Source organism: Chryseobacterium gallinarum (assembly GCF_001021975.1).
Lineage (GTDB): Bacteria > Bacteroidota > Bacteroidia > Flavobacteriales > Weeksellaceae > Chryseobacterium > Chryseobacterium gallinarum.
This window is the reverse complement of the sequence record NZ_CP009928.1, coordinates 4,173,874-4,190,145: the sequence shown is the minus strand read 5'-3', so window position 1 is coordinate 4,190,145 and position 16,272 is coordinate 4,173,874. Positions and strand designations below refer to the sequence as shown.

Sequence of the window (16,272 nt, the reverse complement as noted above, 5' to 3'; positions counted from 1 at the left end):
TATTTTTTCATGAGAAATTAAGGCTGTTTTAAAGCTTCGTTTTTTCACTTCAAAAAGCGCCTCCATTGAAATAAGTTAACTGTACCGGATTCAGGTTATTTATATTTTGCATATCTTTGTAGTTAATAAAATTTATACAACTTCTAAATGGATTCGGACATAGTCAGGCTTTTGCTGGCCTTATTTCTTGTTTTACTAAATGGCTTTTTCGTAGCCGCAGAATTTTCAATTGTTAAAGTTCGTTATTCACAGATTCAACTTAAAGCCGCAGAAGGTGATTCTATGGCAAAACAGGCAGAACATATCATTAAACATCTTGATGAGTATCTTTCTGCTACTCAGTTAGGAATTACATTGGCTTCCCTTGCCCTGGGTTGGGTGGGAGAAAGTGCTTTGCATCATATCGTTGAAAATATTTTTCATTCACTTAATTTCAATATGAGCCAGGCTACTGTTACCTCAGTTTCCCTGGTGATCAGTTTTGTTTTGATTACCATTATGCATATTGTATTTGGTGAGCTTATTCCAAAATCCATAGCGATCAGAAAATCAGAAGCTACAACGATGGCCACAGCGGTTCCGTTGAGAGTTTTCTATACTATTTTTAAACCGTTTATCTGGTTGATGAACTCTATGTCAAACGGTTTCCTGAGATTGATCAAAATACACCCGGCTTCTGAGCAGGAAATCCACTCCACGGAAGAACTTCAGCTTTTGGTAAAACAAAGTGCAGACAGCGGTGAGATCGAAGAAGAGAACTATGAAATCATCAAAAATGCCTTTGATTTTACAGATCACTCTGCAAAGCAGATCATGGTTCCAAGGCAAAATATTACTTCAATTGATTTTGAAGAAGATGTCAATGAGATTATTAATAAGATTATGGATAGCGGTTATTCCCGTATTCCTGTCTATATTGGCTCTATCGATAATGTGATCGGGATTTTCTATACCAAAGAAATCATAAGGGAATTTGTCAAAAGAAAAGGAGACCTGGATCATGAAGACCTTAAGGACTTAATGCGTGATGCCTTTTTCGTGGTAGAAAGCAAGAAAGTTTCAGACTTATTAAAAACCTTCCAGCTTAAAAAACAGCATATTGCTGTTGTTATTGATGAATTTGGAGGAACAGAGGGGATTATCACCCTGGAGGATATCCTTGAGGAATTGGTAGGAGAAATCCAGGATGAAGAAGATGATGAAGAAAAAATCGTTGATAAAATAGGAGATAATACGTATTGGGTACAGGCAACCCAACCTTTGGATGAGATTAATGAATTCTTACCGAAGAAACTCCCTCTTTCTGAAGAAAGTGAATACAATTCACTGGCAGGATTTATTCTTTATGAACTTGAAGAAATTCCGGAAGAAAACCAGGAATTTGATCTTGATAATTATCATTTTAAGATCCTGAAAATGAATAATAAAAGTGTAGAATTGGTAGAGCTGGTATATCATGGGCCTAATTCTATAGATAATTTAGCAGAAAAAATCGGAGAAGTTTAAAAAAATTACTTACAATGAATTTTTATAATACGATCAAAGATTACGAAAATCCGAAACGACAGTATGAAGAAGAAGTTCTGGTCCTGGATGATACGGATGATGTTTATAAATTGGTATTGCATAATGATGATGTTCATACTTTTGATTATGTCATTGACTGTTTAATTGAAATTTGTAAGCACACGCTGGAACAGGCGGAACAATGTACGATTCTGGTGCATTATAAAGGTAAATGCACAGTGAAAACAGGCTCAATGGATATTCTGAAGCCTATGCATGAAAAACTTATTTCACGGGAATTAACCAGTGAAATCGTATAAAATAAGAGCCGGTCAATTTATTGACCGGCTTTTTTATGAAAAACATTTAACGTATTGATTATTTATTTTTGAGAAAGACTTATGGTAGTTGTTCCTACTACTTAACGTAACGCTCCATACAGCTTTCTAAATTCTTAGCGTATTTTCTGGTGTTTTAAAGATCAATTTTAACCTCAGGATATAAGAATTTCTTAATTGGTCAATTTCTCTATCTTCGTTGTCATATTTTATCTAAAATAGTATATTTGTACCAACTATAAAGAAACAAAAAAGAATGCTTGTAATAGGAATTGCCGGTGGTACAGGATCCGGCAAAACTACAGTTGTTGACAAGATACTTCAGCAGCTAGATATTGAAGGAATGAATATCCTTTCACAGGATAATTATTATCATGACAATCAAAACCTTACCCTGACAGAAAGAGAGGCGCTAAACTACGACCACCCCAAGTCTATTGATTTTGAATTATTGATAAAACATGTTAAAGCTTTAAAGAATAATGAGCCGATTGAACAGCCGATTTACAGCTTTGTAACCCATTCCAGAACAGGAGATCATGTCACTGTAGAACCTAAGAATGTATTGGTCGTAGAGGGAATTTTGGTTTTAACCAATAAAGAACTGTTGAAAGAGTTTGACCTGAAAGTGTTTGTGCATGCAGATTCAGATGAAAGGCTGATCAGGAGGATCAGAAGAGACACCCAGGAAAGAGGAAGAGATCTGAGCGAGGTATTACACCGCTATCAGACCACTTTGAAACCAATGCACCAGGAATTTATAGAGCCTTCTAAAAATGAGGCCGATCTTATTATCCCTAATATGAGACAGAATTCCGTAGCGATTGATTTTTTAACTACGGTTATTAAAAACTCGTTGAAAAAACATTAAAAATGGAAGAAAATAACCTTATCAAAGATATTCAGCCGAAATCTGAAAACTTTAAATTAATCCAGAAATATATTCTGAATAAGTATACCATTACGATCTGTCTGTTTTTGGTATGGATGATTTTCTTCGACAAAACTTCATTTTTGGTGATTAACGAACTGAATGGGGAGATCAAAAAATATGAAGAACAATTGGAGTATTACAAGAAAGAATACGAAAAGAACGATGCTTTTTATAAAAAACTGATGAACAACAAATCAGAGAAAGAAAAGTACGCAAGAGAAAACTATTTTATGAAAAAACCGAACGAAGAGATTTTTATTCTGGTAGTAGACAGTACTAAAACCAAAAAATAATCATTCCTTCATAAAATACCCATTTTCAACTTATAACCTCCATCGCAATGTCAGATACCAATACATTTCCAAACTGGGAAAACTTAGTAAAAAAACAGCTTAAAACAGAAGATATTTACACGATCCTTGAAAAAGAAAACCTGGAAGGGATAGAAGTAAAGCCTTTTTACACAGAAGTTCAGAAACCTTTGGCCAACCTGCCAAAAGTAGAAGAAAGTACCCATCTGGTCGCCAGGTACCATGAAAGTCTGGAAGATGAAGTATTTGCTTTCCTGTTAGACCATAATGTGGAAAACCTTGAACAAAAAACAATTTTTGTCAATAATAAAGATCTTGCTGGTCACATCAGTCCTAAAGAAGAAGACCAGTATTTTTCACTGATTGACGTTTTTAACGAAAAAGAAGGAACCATTGATGATCAATTGACCAAAGAACTTCTTTCAAAAGATTTTAGAAGAAGCATTTGTGTTGATATTTCATTGCACCAGAATGCAGGAGCAGCTATTTATCAGCAATTAGGTATTGCCCTTGCCAAAACTAAGGAACTGATAGAAGCATATGGCACGGATATTCTGAATAAGCTGATCTTCCGAATCGCCATTGGAGGAAATTATTTCTTTGAAATGGCTAAGCTGAGAGCCTTTAAAATGGTTTTCAATCAACTTTCAAAAGAATACGGACTGGATGATATCCCTTATATTTTTGCGGAAACCTCTTTGAGAAATAAAGCGGTCTCCGACAATGAAAATAACCTCATCCGCTCTACATTGGAACTTGCTTCAGCAATGATTGGAGGGGCAGACGCTGTTTTTACCAATAATTACCTGGTAGACAGAACTACAGACAACTCAGAAGAAATATCCTTTAAACAACAGATAGTTTTAGCTTACGAAAGCATTATCAACGTATTTGAAGACGCTGCCAACGGAAGCTACTACGTGGAAGATATCACCAGACAGATTGCTGAAAAATCATGGGCGCTGTTGGTAGAAATAGAAGAAGCCGGAGGTTATCTGGAGCTTATTAAACAGGGAATTATTCAGAAAAAAATCTGCGAACATGCCATAGCAGAGCAGCAATGGATTGAAGAAGGTAAAATAAAGCTGATTGGCGTTAATTTATACCCTAAATTAGAAGTTAAAAAGTCTATCGCAGAATTATATAACGAAAAAGAAATAAAAGCAGTCCGCTGGGCGGAAATGTTTGAGTAATGAAAGAAAAACTGATTGATTTATTTGAATACACCCATCATTTCAACCTTGAAATGATTAAATTGATTGCTGAAAACAAAGCGGCTGTAGACGATAGAGTAATCAGTCTGATGAACCATACACTCAATGCTCAACAAATCTGGAATGCCCGGATATTAGGAGAAAGACCTTTTGAAGTCTGGCAGCTTAATCCCTTGGATACGCTCACAGAAATCAATCATCAGAATTTCCTGAAAAGTATTGATATTATTCAAAAATTTGATCCGGACAAACAAATAGAATATCAGAATTCGGGAGGTACAAAGTTTAGGAACAGCGTTTTTGAAATGCTTTTCCATGCAGTGAATCACTCTACCTATCATAGAGGACAAATCAATTCTCTCCTTAAACAAAACGGCATAAAACCTATATTGACTGATTATATTTTTTACAAAAGGTAAATAATGCTTCCATAAAAATATAAAACGTATTTGATTTTGTGTAGATTTACGAAACACAAAATACAAATACGATGAAAGAAAATGAAATAAGTTTTTATATCAGAAAATCAATATTTTCTGTTTATAATGAGCTCGGGCCCGGCCTGTTAGAAAAAGTATATGAGAAAGTCCTGGCTTATGAACTTGAAAACAATGGCTTAAAAATTAGAACTCAGGTCCCCATGAGTGTCAAATTTAAAAATACTTTTATTGATTCAGGTTTTATTGCTGATATTATAGTTGAAGATAAGGTAATTATCGAAGTTAAAGCAGTAGCGGAAATCGCCAATATTCATCATCAGCAATTATTGACTTATTTAAAATTAACAGATTTAAAACTGGGAATTCTGGTCAATTTCAATACCGACTATATTGGTAAAAGTATCTTTAGAAAAATAAATGGAGATTTAAGTTAAATATAAATAAAAAATCTGTGTAAATCTGCGAAAATCCGTGGTTTTATAATTTGAAAATTTTGTATTATCACAGATAACACATATTGGCACGGATGATTGCGGATAAATGAGGAAATTTTTTCGAGTTTGACATAAGTTTTTGTAGGATGAGTATAAAGATCTGTGTAAATCTGCGAAAATCTGTGGTTTATAATTTAAAGATTTTGTATCACCACAGATGGCACAGATTGGCACAGATGATTGCGGATAAAATAAGATATAAACCTGGGATAATATAGAATAATACAAAACTGTGGTTAAACTTTTAAATAAAGAAGTTCAAAATTATATCAATGCCAATCTGAACACAGATTTGCATGCATTGTTGTTGAAAAAATCTCCGTTTCCTGATATTACTATGCAGGAAATCGTTCAACAGATCAAAGGCAAGCAGGTTGCACAGAAAAAATTTCCTTTTTTATTGAAAGACGGGATTATTTTTCCACCACAACTCAATTTAGAACAGTCATCCTCTGAAAAAACGGCAATCTACAAATCTGAAGCTCTAAAAGGAGAAAAATTTATCGATCTTACCAGTGGTTTTGGTATTGATGCTTATTACCTGTCCCGGAATTTCAATGACATTACTTTAATAGAACAAAATCCTGAGCTCCTGGCAATTGTCGAGCATAACTGGGCTATGTTGGACAAAAAAGCAAAGTTTGTCAATGCTAAGCTGGAAGATTTTTTATACAATAATCAAGAATATTTTGATGTTATTTATTTGGATCCGGCGCGTAGAGATCAGAATAAGAACAAAGTTTTTCTCCTGGAAGACCTCTCTCCGGATATTTTGGAAATTCAGGAGAAGTTGCTATCTATCTCGGATCAGGTGGTTATTAAACTTTCACCGCTGATTGATCTTAAATATCTTATTTCCGTTTTACCCCGGATTTCCAGGATTGATATTGTTGCTTTAAAAAACGATGTGAAAGAGGTGGTGATTTTTCTGTCTAAAGAGGCTCAGAATGAAATTATCTGCCATTGCGTAAATCTGGAAAGTGGAGAATCTGAGTTTAGCTTTAATTTTGGAGAAGAAGAAAATGCCAATTCAGAATACTCCGAGCCTGAAAGATATATTTATATCCCTAATAATTCCGTTTTAAAGGCTGGAATATTTAATCTGATCGCTGAAAAGTTTAATTTAAAAAAGCTTCATCCCAATACCCATCTTTATACTTCAGACGAAATAAAAGCGGATTTTCCGGGAAGGATTATGGAAACAGAAGTTATTGATTCTAAAAGCATTAAAAAGAAAGGGCAATTTAATATTATCTCGAAAAACTATCCTTTAAAACCTGAAGAAATCAAAAAAAAATATGGGTTGAAAGATGGGGGAGATGACTACCTTATTTTTACACAGTCCAAAAAAGGAAAAATTATATTAAAATCAGTATAAAAATGTTGCCGAAAAAAGCAGGATTTCTTACTTTTGGGCAATCAAAAATTTAGTATGAAATCGTCAACTGTTTCAATAATTAATACAGGGCGATTCCATATGAACTTTAAAAATTAAAAATTTACATATGAAAAAATTAGTTATATGTTTAGCCATTGCAACGGTAGCAGTAAGTTGTAAAAAAGTAGCAGCAGGAGGGAATAGAGGTACTTTGAAACTGGAAGAAGGAGTAGAAAGATATTCTGATGATGCTCAGGGTGGGGAAGCCCATGGAGGACATGAGGCTACTGCTGAGCACAAAGAAGAAGCCGCAAAGCCTGAAGCTGTAGCTCCTAAAACTGACAGTACTGCCGCTGCTGCGAAGCCTGCTGAAGCTGAAAAAGCTCCAAAAGCTGAACACTAATTATGACTATAAGATCTCTGATGCCCTGTTTTTGCAGGGCATTTTTTGTTTTATGAAATGACTGCCGGGTGAATCATCAGAAATAATCTTTTCTTAGAAAATCCTGTTTTTACTTGGTCCAGCGGTGCATTTTTTTTAATTTTAACCAAACAAAATTTTACAATGCAAGAGACATTAAATTACATCAACGAAAACAAGCAGCGTTTCGTGGATGAATTATTTGAGTTATTGAGAATTCCTTCTATTTCTGCAGATCCGGCTTATAAAAATGACGTGCTGAAATGTGCAGATGTATGCGCGGAACACCTTAGAAATGCAGGAGCAGACCATGTTGAAATCTGCAAAACTAAAGGGTATCCTATCGTTTTTGGAGAGAAAATTATAGATAAAAGCTTACCAACGGTACTGATATATGGACATTATGATGTGCAGCCTGCAGATCCGCTGGAATTATGGAGAAAGCCACCTTTTGAACCGTATATTGAAAAAACTGAATTGCATCCTGACGGTGCTATTTTTGCAAGAGGAGCTGCTGACGATAAAGGACAGTTCTTTATGCATCTGAAAGCTTTTGAAGCGATGATGAAAACCAATACCCTTCCATGCAATGTGAAGTTTATTTTGGAGGGGGAAGAAGAAGTAGGCTCCGTTAGTCTGGGAGATTTCGTTAATGAAAATAAGGAAAAATTATCTTGTGATTGTATTCTGATCTCAGATACTCATATTTACAGCAATGAACAGCCTACAGTAACAACAGGATTAAGAGGGTTGAGCTATGTGGAAGTAGAAGTGGAAGGCCCAAACAGGGATCTTCATTCAGGACTTTACGGAGGTGCTGTTCCTAACCCGATTCATGTTCTTTCCAGAATGATTGCCAAGCTAATTGATGAAGATGGGCATATTACCATTGATGGCTTCTATGATAATGTTGAAATCGTATCTGATTCCGACAGGGCTGAAATGAACAAACTGAAGGACAACCCTGAAGAGTTCAAGAAATCTATCGGATTGAGCGGAGTAGAAGGTGAAAAAGGATATACAACCCTGGAAAGAGCTTCAATTCGCCCTACTTTAGACTGTAATGGTATCTGGGGTGGATATACAGGGGAAGGAGCTAAAACAGTGATTCCTTCCAAGGCTTTTGCTAAAATTTCCATGCGTCTTGTTCCCTATCAGACTCCGGAAGAAATTACAGAGAAATTCACAAAATATTTTGAAAAAATAGCGCCGGATACCGTAAAGGTAAAAGTAACTCCTCACCACGGAGGAATGCCTTACGTGTTGCAGAGCGATACTAAAGAATTCCTGGCCGCTAAACAGGCAATGGAAACAGCCTTTGGTAAAGAGGTGCTACCTTATAGAAGCGGAGGAAGTATTCCTATTACAGCTATGTTTGAGAAAGTTTTAGGTGCTAAATCAGTATTAATGGGCTTCGGATTGGATTCTGACGCTATCCATTCTCCAAACGAGCATTATGGTTTATTTAACTTCTATAAGGGAATCGAAAGTATTCCATTATTTTTTGAAAATTATTCAAAATAATTATTGATTTTATACAGTATATTATACAAAACAAGGTGTTTCAATATTGAAACACCTTGTTTTTTTGTTATAACTGACCAAATAATGAAAAAAAATCTTTTTAAACGCCTCAATCTTCCTTTTTTTAAAAGTATTTTGATTTTTATTCACAAAGGATTTGTTTTGATCTGAAAGTTAAATAAATTTGGATGTAAGATGCAGTATAATAATTGATTAGATATTACTTAATCTTAACACACATTTTATGAAAAAAACATTATTTTTTACAGCATTATTAGGTGCGGTTTTGTCCTTTAATGCTCAAACTGTTATTTTTGAAGAGACTTTTGAGTCGCTATCGCAACCTGGCTTGCCTTCCGGTTGGATAACGATCGATAGAGATGGAGATGGGCAAAAATGGGAAGGGGCAGACGCTTCTTCTTTTACTGATCCACTGGGATTTTCGGGGAAGGTTGCTGTAACTGGATCAACTCCAACATCTGATCATCTGTTGGTATCTCCACCGGTTAATTTACAAGCAGGAAATACTTACTCTTTATCGTTTTTAATTGGAACATGGACACTCGGGGGCTTTTATCCAGCCGATAATTATTATGCTGTTTATATACTCCCCAGTACAAGCACATTTATGGGTACAGAGACTCCTGTCCTGGAAGAAGGCATCGCTACTGGTGATATAGCAATGCTGAAAACTATTGATTTATCAAGCTATGCGGGGCAGAGCGTTACAATTTATTTCAGGCAATATAATTTTCCACAACAAGGAGTTTTAATAGTTGACACTGTCCGTGTTACCCAACAATCAATGCTTGGAACAGTAGAAACCAATTCTACTTCAGGGGTTGGAATTTATCCCAATCCTGCTTCAGAATATGTGTATCTGAAATCCAAATCAAAAATTACCCATGCGGAAATTTTTGATATGACAGGCAGAAGAATGGATGCGCAATACAGTGGAAGCCGTATAGATGTCAGGAATCTCCAACCAGGAACATATCTGATAAAAATAACCAGTGGAAATGAAACGTATTCTCAAAAACTGATAAGGAAGTAACATTCTCTAAATGTATTATTGGAAGTATTTTCAAACTTATCTAGCTTTAATGAAAGGAAGATTGAGATTTTACTCTTAATAAACTGATTATTTATTATTTGCTTGCATATTAATCTTAAAACACATTTTTATGAAAAAAACATTATTTTTTACGGCATTATTAGGTGCGGGGTTACACTTTAATGCTCAAACGGTTATTTTTGAAGAGACTTTTGACTCTGTCAGTGCTCCCAATTTGCCTGCTAACTGGATTTCAGAAGACAGGGATGGTAATGATGATTATGACTGGACAACATTCCCTTCCAATATTCCCGGCTTTTCCGGGAATGTTGTAGCAGTTGCATCAACTTCGACAACGGCTGACCATCTTTTGATATCTCCGGAAATAAACCTTGTGCAAGGAAATGCCTATTCACTGGAGTTTATGATAGCAGCTGTTAATTTTACCCTTGTAAACCCTCCGGATAATCATTATGCGGTATATGCACTTCCAAGCAATATGGCATTTACAGGAACAGAAACCCCGGTACTCGAGGAAAATATATCAACCGGGAATATGGCAGTTCCAAGGATGGTTAATCTGTCAGCTTTTGCAGGTCAGAAGGTAAATATTTACTTCAGGCAGTTTAATCCAACCTCTGACGAAGGGATGCTACTTGGGCTGGATAATATTAAAGTGACAGAGGGAGCTATGCTTGGAACAGTAGAAACCAATTCTACTTCAGGGGTTGGAATTTATCCCAATCCTGCTTCAGAGTATGTGTATCTGAAATCCAAATCAAAAATTACCCATGCGGAAATTTTTGATATGACAGGTAGAAAAATGGATGCGCAATACAGTGGAAGCCGTATAGATGTCAGGAATCTGCAACCAGGAACATATCTGATTAAAATAACCAGTGGAAATGAAACATATTCCCAAAAACTGATAAAGAAATAAAAGTTCTTTCCAAACGCTTCAATCCGGAGCGTTTTTTTATGCCTTATCTGGCTTAATGGAACAGAAAAATGAACTTTTTCTGCTTAAGCTATTGAAAGCAAAGCTTTATTATTATTTGTTGCAGGTTACTTTACTTTTCATGGAAAGTTTATATTTTTAATACAAAAACTTCACTTTACTATGAAAAAATACTACTCAATAGCATGTGCCTTATTTTCAGTTCTTTCTTTTGCACAACAGACTATTTCTTTTGAAAGCATGGAAGGTTTTATATCAGGCGATATCCAGGGACAAGCAGGGTGGATCAGTACCCCGACAGGAGGAATGCCTGCCCATGTGGAAAATCAGACGATTACAACGGACAAAGCCAGTGATGGGTACAGTGCCTTAAAAATTGTCAAAGAGCCTGTGTATGGCACACAAACAGACCCTGTTATCGGAGGTTTTTATAACCTGCCTGCACCTTTTGCTTCTGCCGGGTTTTCCGTTTCATTTGATATCAATATATCACAACTGGGCGGTTCTGTTTTTGGATTTCAGGGGGTAAACAGTATTGATGATCAGTTTGTTGTCAGGGTAGATTTTGATAAAACAGGTATTATAAAGGTTTTAAGTACTACTTCCGGGGTACCGGCCCTGGTTTCTGCTACAGCTTCATGGTCACCCAATGTATGGAACAGGCTTAAAGTGGTAGGAACTTCTGCGGATATCCGGTATTATCTGAATGATGTTTTGATTTATCAAAGCCCGGCCGTTAACTATTCAGCTATTGATCAATTACGTTTTGTGCATAATAATGCGGTGGGATCGGCATATATTGACCAGATTAAGATTAATACCGAAATGGTATTGGCTGTAAAAGACGCGGCTCCCAAAAGCAGTTTATTTTCATTATCACCCAATCCGGCATCGGATTTTATAAAAATAAATTCTTCACAAGCAATAGGAAAGATAAGAATATATGAGGCTGCCGGAAAAGAGGTAAATGTAATATTGAATAAGGATGTTTTGGATATAAGAGGACTGACTCCGGGTGTATATCTGATAAGTGTAAAGACTGACAACCAGAATTTTACAGAAAAATTTATAAAAAAATAAAAAAATCATATTGTTGTTTTCTGTCAATTTTTTTAATGTTAAAAATTTATTTTATAGATTTTTTTACTCTCAAAAGTTGAATTTATAGATTGTCTACCTTGTTGTAATTTTCCAGATAACTTAGTAAATATGTTTTTATTATAATGTTTTGATATTGAATTGATTATAATTTGGTTAATTGAATAAAAATAATTACTTTTATAGAGAACTAAAAATGATAATCATGAAGAAATATTTACTATTAAGTGCCTTTTTAGGTTTATATTCTTTAAATGCACAAACTACAATTTTTGAAGACAGTTTTGAAACGTATACTAATTTTGCAATTAGTAATGTGGGAAATTGGACCCTAACGGACGCTGATTTGAAAACTACATACGGGTTCACAGGGATTTCTTTTTTAAACTCAGGAGTAGCAAAGTCATTCCAGGTTTTCAATTCAACGGCAACAACCCCTCCGATGACTTCAACAGCAACATCAAACTGGACGGCTAGAACAGGTTCTAAAATGATGGTTGCTTTTGCTTCTTCCTCTATTCCGTGGAATAATGACTGGATGATCTCACCACAAATACAACTTGGATCTTCAGGAAATGTGCTTACTTTTTGGGCTAAGTCTTGTGATTCTACCTATGGAAATGAAAAATTTAAAGTTCTGGTGTCTACAACCAATACAGCAACAGGTAGTTTTACTTTAGTCAGCGCCAATCCGGTATCTTCACCTGCAGATTCGGCATGGCATCAATATACTTATAATCTGGATACCTATAGTGGACAAAATGTTTATATTGCTATTCAGTGCATCTCTCAGGATCAGTTCGGATTTGCAGTGGATGATTTCAAGGTAACAACAACAGGAACACTGGCTACTTCTGAAGTTTCGAAGAAGGTTTCTGCAGCTGCCGTTTATCCTAACCCTGTGTCGGATATTCTTACGATTTACGCTAAAGAAAAAATAAACAATATAGAGATTTTTGATATAAGCGGAAGAAAAATCAATGCTATTCTGAATAATGAAAAAGTAGATGTAAAAAATCTTAATCCGGGAAGTTATATCATTAATATTGAAACAAAAGAAGGAAAAATAACTGAGAAGTTTATAAAAAAATAAGTACTGATAAATCTTAGTATCACAATAGCGCTCCAATTGGAGCGTTTTTGTTATTTTAGAGAATTAAAATTTTACCTATGTCTGAAAAGAAAGTAGCTTATATAACAGGCGGAACCAAAGGAATAGGTTTCGGAATTGCGAAAGTATTGCTTGGAAATGGAATATCAGTGGCATTTTCAGGGCGAAGAAGAGAAGATGTACTGAAAGCAGAGCAGGACCTCAGAAAATATTCAGCAGATGTGCTGGGAATTGTTTCTGATGTAAGAAGCCTTGAAAGCGAACAGGAAGCCGTACAATATATACGGGAAAAATTCGGAAGGTTGGATTATGTTATAGCTAATGCTGGATTAGGCATATTTAAGCCTGTGGATGAACTGAGTGCTGCAGAATGGAATGACATGATAGAAACAAACCTTACCGGTGTTTTTTACACCTTAAAAGCTTCTGTGGAAGAATTAAAAAAGACACAGGGATACTATATTACCATTTCCAGTCTGGCAGGAGCCAATTTTTTTGAAAACGGGACCGGCTATAATGCATCAAAATTCGGGGTAGTAGGCTTTACCCAGGCCGCAATGATTGATTTAAGGAAATATAATATCAAATCTACGGTCATTATGCCGGGATCTGTGGCTACCCATTTTAATGGAAATGTTCCTTCAGAAAAAGACAGCTGGAAGATCCAGCCGCAGGATATGGGAGAACTGGTGTTGGATATTTTAAAGATGAATCCGCGTGTTTTGCCTAGTAAAATAGAGTTCAGGGCAATGAAACCTGCTCAGTAAATACATTTAATGTATTGAATAATAATTTAATAAGTATTATGCATGCATAATATATTTTTTATTTATATTAGCAAAAATTAAAACAACCAAAATCTCTGCATGAACCTTATGAATTTTATGCTGAAAGAGAAAAATAAAACAGTACACATGAAACCATAAGGTTACCTATACCAGATAAAAAATTAAGAACAACATATGAAAATATTAGTTTGTATTAGTAGTGTTCCGGACACTACTTCAAAAATTAACTTTACAGCAGATAAATCTGCTTTCGACAAAAACGGAATTCAGTGGGTAATCAATCCGTTAGATGAATTTGCGTTGACAAAAGCGGTTAAACTTCAGGAATCCCAGGGAGCTACTGTGACGGTAATAAACGTAGGGGATGCTGCCACAGAACCGGTAATCAGAAAAGCTTTGGCCATTGGTGCCAATGATGCGGTAAGAGTAAACCTTGATCCGAAAGATAGCTATTCTACAGCAAAAGAAATTGCAGCTGTAGCTCAGAATGGTGGTTATGATCTTATCCTTTGCGGTAAAGAATCAATTGACTATAACGGAGGTTCCGTTCCGGGAATGGTGGCTCAGCTATTGAACCAGCCTTTCGTAAATGCTTCAGTAGGCCTGGATGTTAATGGAAGTGAAGCTACTGCAGTGAGAGAAATTGAAGGAGGAAAAGAGACGATTTCTGTAAAATTACCGGCGGTGATTGCTGGTCAGAAAGGACTGGTAGATGAAAAAGATCTTATCATTCCAAATATGAGAGGAATTATGTCTGCAAGAACAAAACCTTTACAAGTGGTAGAGCCTGCATCTTCCGAAGTGAAAGTTCAGGGAGTATCTTATGACAGCGTTCCACCAAGAGCTGCTGTAAAAATGGTTTCTCCGGACAATCTTGATGAATTGGTAAGATTACTTCACGAAGAAGCAAAAGTAATCTAATCTTTTATTCTTGAATTTTTAATCTTTAAATGTAAAAAAATGGCAGTATTCGTATACGCAGAAAATATAAACGGAGTTTACAAAAAAGCAGCTTTTGAAGCAGTTTCTTATGCTAAAGCTGTTGCAGACAAAGCCGGGGATACCGTTACGGCAATTTCTATAAACCCTACTGATTCTTCAGACTTATTATACAAGTATGGAGCATCAAACGTGATTAATATCAAAGACGAGGGCCTTAAAAACTTTTCAGCAAAAGCATTTGCTCAGGCAGTAAGTGAAGTAGCGGATGGAAATATCATTGTTTTTCCACACACTACCGATGCTTCTTCTATTGCTCCAATGCTTGCCGTAATGAAGAATTACTCATTAATCACCAATGTTCTGGAAGCTCCTGAAAGTCTTTCTCCTTTCCAGGTAAAAAGAAAAGCATTCTCAGGAAAAGGATTTATGCATGCAAAAGCTGAAGGAAACGGAGTTATTATTACTGTTTCTCAAAATGCCTTCGGAGTAAAGGAAAATGCAGTATCCGGCTCAGAAGAAATCAAGAATCTTTCGGTGGCAAATGAAGATACTAAAGTAATCTCGCATGAGCAAAGTTCAGGAAAGTTAGACCTTAAGGAAGCTGAAATTGTGGTTTCCGCAGGAAGAGGTATGAAAGGACCGGAAAACTGGGGAATGATTGAAGAATTGGCCAACGTTTTAGGAGCAGCTACAGCATGTTCCAAGCCTGTTTCCGATATCGGATGGAGACCTCACACAGAACACGTGGGACAAACCGGTAAAGCGATTTCACCTAACCTTTACATTGCAGTAGGGATTTCCGGAGCTATTCAGCACCTTGCCGGTGTGAACTCTTCCAAAACTATTGTAGTGATCAACAACGACGCTGAAGCACCATTCTTCAAGTCTGCCGATTACGGAGTAGTAGGAGATGCCTTCCAGATTATTCCGGCTTTAACGGAGAAAATCAAAGCAATAAAAGGATAAGAACATTGTCAATAATCAGTTACTTTAGCTTATCAATTCTTAATGAATTACTTGCAAAGATAAATTAACTGTTGCTATTGACAAATCATATACAGCACAATAAAAGCTCGGCTTTCCGGGCTTTTATTTTTGTGTGAAAAAGTAAAATCACTATAAAAAATTAATCTATATTTGCAATTATGGATTATAAGCAGCTAATTATTCGCGGAATATCGTACAGCCAGACACAATCAGGAGCGTACGCATTGCTACTGGAGCATGAGGAAACACATATAAAATTACCTGTTGTTATAGGAAATTTCGAAGCTCAGTCTATCTCTCTCGGACTGGAAAAAGATATCCATCCCCCTCGTCCTCTTACTCATGATTTATTTACAAAATTTATAGTTTCTGCTAACTATGAATTGATTTCTGTAATCATTTATCAGATTGTAGACGGTGTTTTCTTTTCAAATATCAATTTTAAAAATAAGATTACGGAAGAAGAGCTTATTCTTGATGCAAGAACTTCCGATGCTGTTGCTATGGCCGTAAGATTTGATGCCCCTATTTTCACTACACAGCAGGTTTTGAATGAAGCAGGAATTTTACTGGAACTGGAAGATGTTTCAAAAGAAGAACAATCTTTCTCAGAAACCATACAAACGGAAGACAGCCTGAAATCCCTTTCCATGGAAGAACTTCAGAAACTGCTTGATGAAGCCGTTAAAGAGGAAGACTACGATACTGCCCTTGAAATTCAGGAAGAAATCAAGAGGAGGAAAAAGAAAATTGACTAAGAGATACTTTTTATAT

The 16,272-nt window shown here is 35.8% G+C and carries 18 protein-coding genes; all 18 read left to right on the top strand.

Translation table 11 applies throughout. From position 1 onward, the window contains the following. The first annotated feature begins 147 nt into the window (after positions 1 to 147). The 18 genes from OK18_RS18610 (at position 148) to OK18_RS18525 (ending at position 16,256) form a co-directional block, all read left to right on the top strand. Positions 148 to 1,506: a hemolysin family protein gene (locus tag OK18_RS18610; protein WP_050020836.1), complete on the top strand. Its 1,359-nt coding sequence runs from the start codon at positions 148 to 150 to the stop codon at positions 1,504 to 1,506. Between the two features lie 14 nt (positions 1,507 to 1,520). Then, entirely contained in the window at positions 1,521 to 1,826 is a 306-nt protein-coding gene (locus OK18_RS18605; protein ID WP_050020837.1) for an ATP-dependent Clp protease adaptor ClpS, read from the top strand. A gap of 274 nt (positions 1,827 to 2,100) precedes the next feature. Continuing rightward, a complete protein-coding gene (gene udk, locus OK18_RS18600) occupies positions 2,101 to 2,715 on the top strand; it encodes a uridine kinase (protein ID WP_050020838.1) in 615 nt (204 codons plus the stop codon). 2 nt (positions 2,716 to 2,717) lie between these two features. Then, complete coding sequence (locus OK18_RS18595; protein WP_053328981.1) at positions 2,718 to 3,071, top strand: FtsB family cell division protein; 354 nt, start codon at positions 2,718 to 2,720, stop codon at positions 3,069 to 3,071. Between the two features lie 47 nt (positions 3,072 to 3,118). Further along, a complete protein-coding gene (locus OK18_RS18590) occupies positions 3,119 to 4,282 on the top strand; it encodes a methylmalonyl-CoA mutase family protein (protein ID WP_053328980.1) in 1,164 nt (387 codons plus the stop codon). After that, the gene (locus tag OK18_RS18585; RefSeq protein WP_053328979.1) at positions 4,282 to 4,722 is read left to right on the top strand and encodes a DinB family protein; all 441 of its coding nucleotides are present in this window, start codon (positions 4,282 to 4,284) and stop codon (positions 4,720 to 4,722) included. Before OK18_RS18590 ends, OK18_RS18585 begins: the two co-directional genes overlap by 1 nt. A gap of 71 nt (positions 4,723 to 4,793) precedes the next feature. Then, positions 4,794 to 5,177, top strand: a complete 384-nt coding sequence (locus tag OK18_RS18580) for a GxxExxY protein (protein ID WP_053328978.1) — start codon at positions 4,794 to 4,796, stop codon at positions 5,175 to 5,177. 292 nt (positions 5,178 to 5,469) lie between these two features. Then, positions 5,470 to 6,615, top strand: coding sequence for a class I SAM-dependent methyltransferase (locus OK18_RS18575; protein ID WP_050020840.1), 1,146 nt, complete (start codon positions 5,470 to 5,472; stop codon positions 6,613 to 6,615). Between the two features lie 127 nt (positions 6,616 to 6,742). Then, positions 6,743 to 7,018, top strand: coding sequence for a hypothetical protein (locus OK18_RS18570; protein ID WP_053328977.1), 276 nt, complete (start codon positions 6,743 to 6,745; stop codon positions 7,016 to 7,018). Positions 7,019 to 7,180: 162 nt separating this feature from the next. Continuing rightward, positions 7,181 to 8,560: a dipeptidase gene (locus OK18_RS18565; RefSeq protein WP_053328976.1), complete on the top strand. Its 1,380-nt coding sequence runs from the start codon at positions 7,181 to 7,183 to the stop codon at positions 8,558 to 8,560. 244 nt (positions 8,561 to 8,804) lie between these two features. Further along, positions 8,805 to 9,614: a T9SS-dependent choice-of-anchor J family protein gene (locus tag OK18_RS18560; protein WP_053328975.1), complete on the top strand. Its 810-nt coding sequence runs from the start codon at positions 8,805 to 8,807 to the stop codon at positions 9,612 to 9,614. 130 nt (positions 9,615 to 9,744) lie between these two features. After that, entirely contained in the window at positions 9,745 to 10,554 is an 810-nt protein-coding gene (locus tag OK18_RS18555) for a T9SS-dependent choice-of-anchor J family protein (protein ID WP_053328974.1), read from the top strand. A gap of 180 nt (positions 10,555 to 10,734) precedes the next feature. Then, a complete protein-coding gene (locus tag OK18_RS18550; RefSeq protein ID WP_053328973.1) occupies positions 10,735 to 11,652 on the top strand; it encodes a T9SS type A sorting domain-containing protein in 918 nt (305 codons plus the stop codon). A gap of 223 nt (positions 11,653 to 11,875) precedes the next feature. Further along, positions 11,876 to 12,763 carry a T9SS-dependent choice-of-anchor J family protein gene (locus OK18_RS18545; RefSeq protein WP_050020846.1) on the top strand — a complete coding sequence of 296 codons (888 nt, stop codon included), beginning with the start codon at positions 11,876 to 11,878 and terminating at the stop codon, positions 12,761 to 12,763. 77 nt (positions 12,764 to 12,840) lie between these two features. Next, positions 12,841 to 13,548 carry an SDR family oxidoreductase gene (locus OK18_RS18540; RefSeq protein ID WP_050020847.1) on the top strand — a complete coding sequence of 236 codons (708 nt, stop codon included), beginning with the start codon at positions 12,841 to 12,843 and terminating at the stop codon, positions 13,546 to 13,548. 195 nt (positions 13,549 to 13,743) lie between these two features. Further along, a complete protein-coding gene (locus tag OK18_RS18535) occupies positions 13,744 to 14,490 on the top strand; it encodes an electron transfer flavoprotein subunit beta/FixA family protein (protein WP_050020848.1) in 747 nt (248 codons plus the stop codon). A gap of 39 nt (positions 14,491 to 14,529) precedes the next feature. After that, entirely contained in the window at positions 14,530 to 15,477 is a 948-nt protein-coding gene (locus tag OK18_RS18530; RefSeq protein ID WP_050020849.1) for an electron transfer flavoprotein subunit alpha/FixB family protein, read from the top strand. Between the two features lie 179 nt (positions 15,478 to 15,656). Continuing rightward, entirely contained in the window at positions 15,657 to 16,256 is a 600-nt protein-coding gene (locus OK18_RS18525; protein WP_050020850.1) for a bifunctional nuclease family protein, read from the top strand. The last annotated feature ends 16 nt before the right edge of the window (positions 16,257 to 16,272 follow it).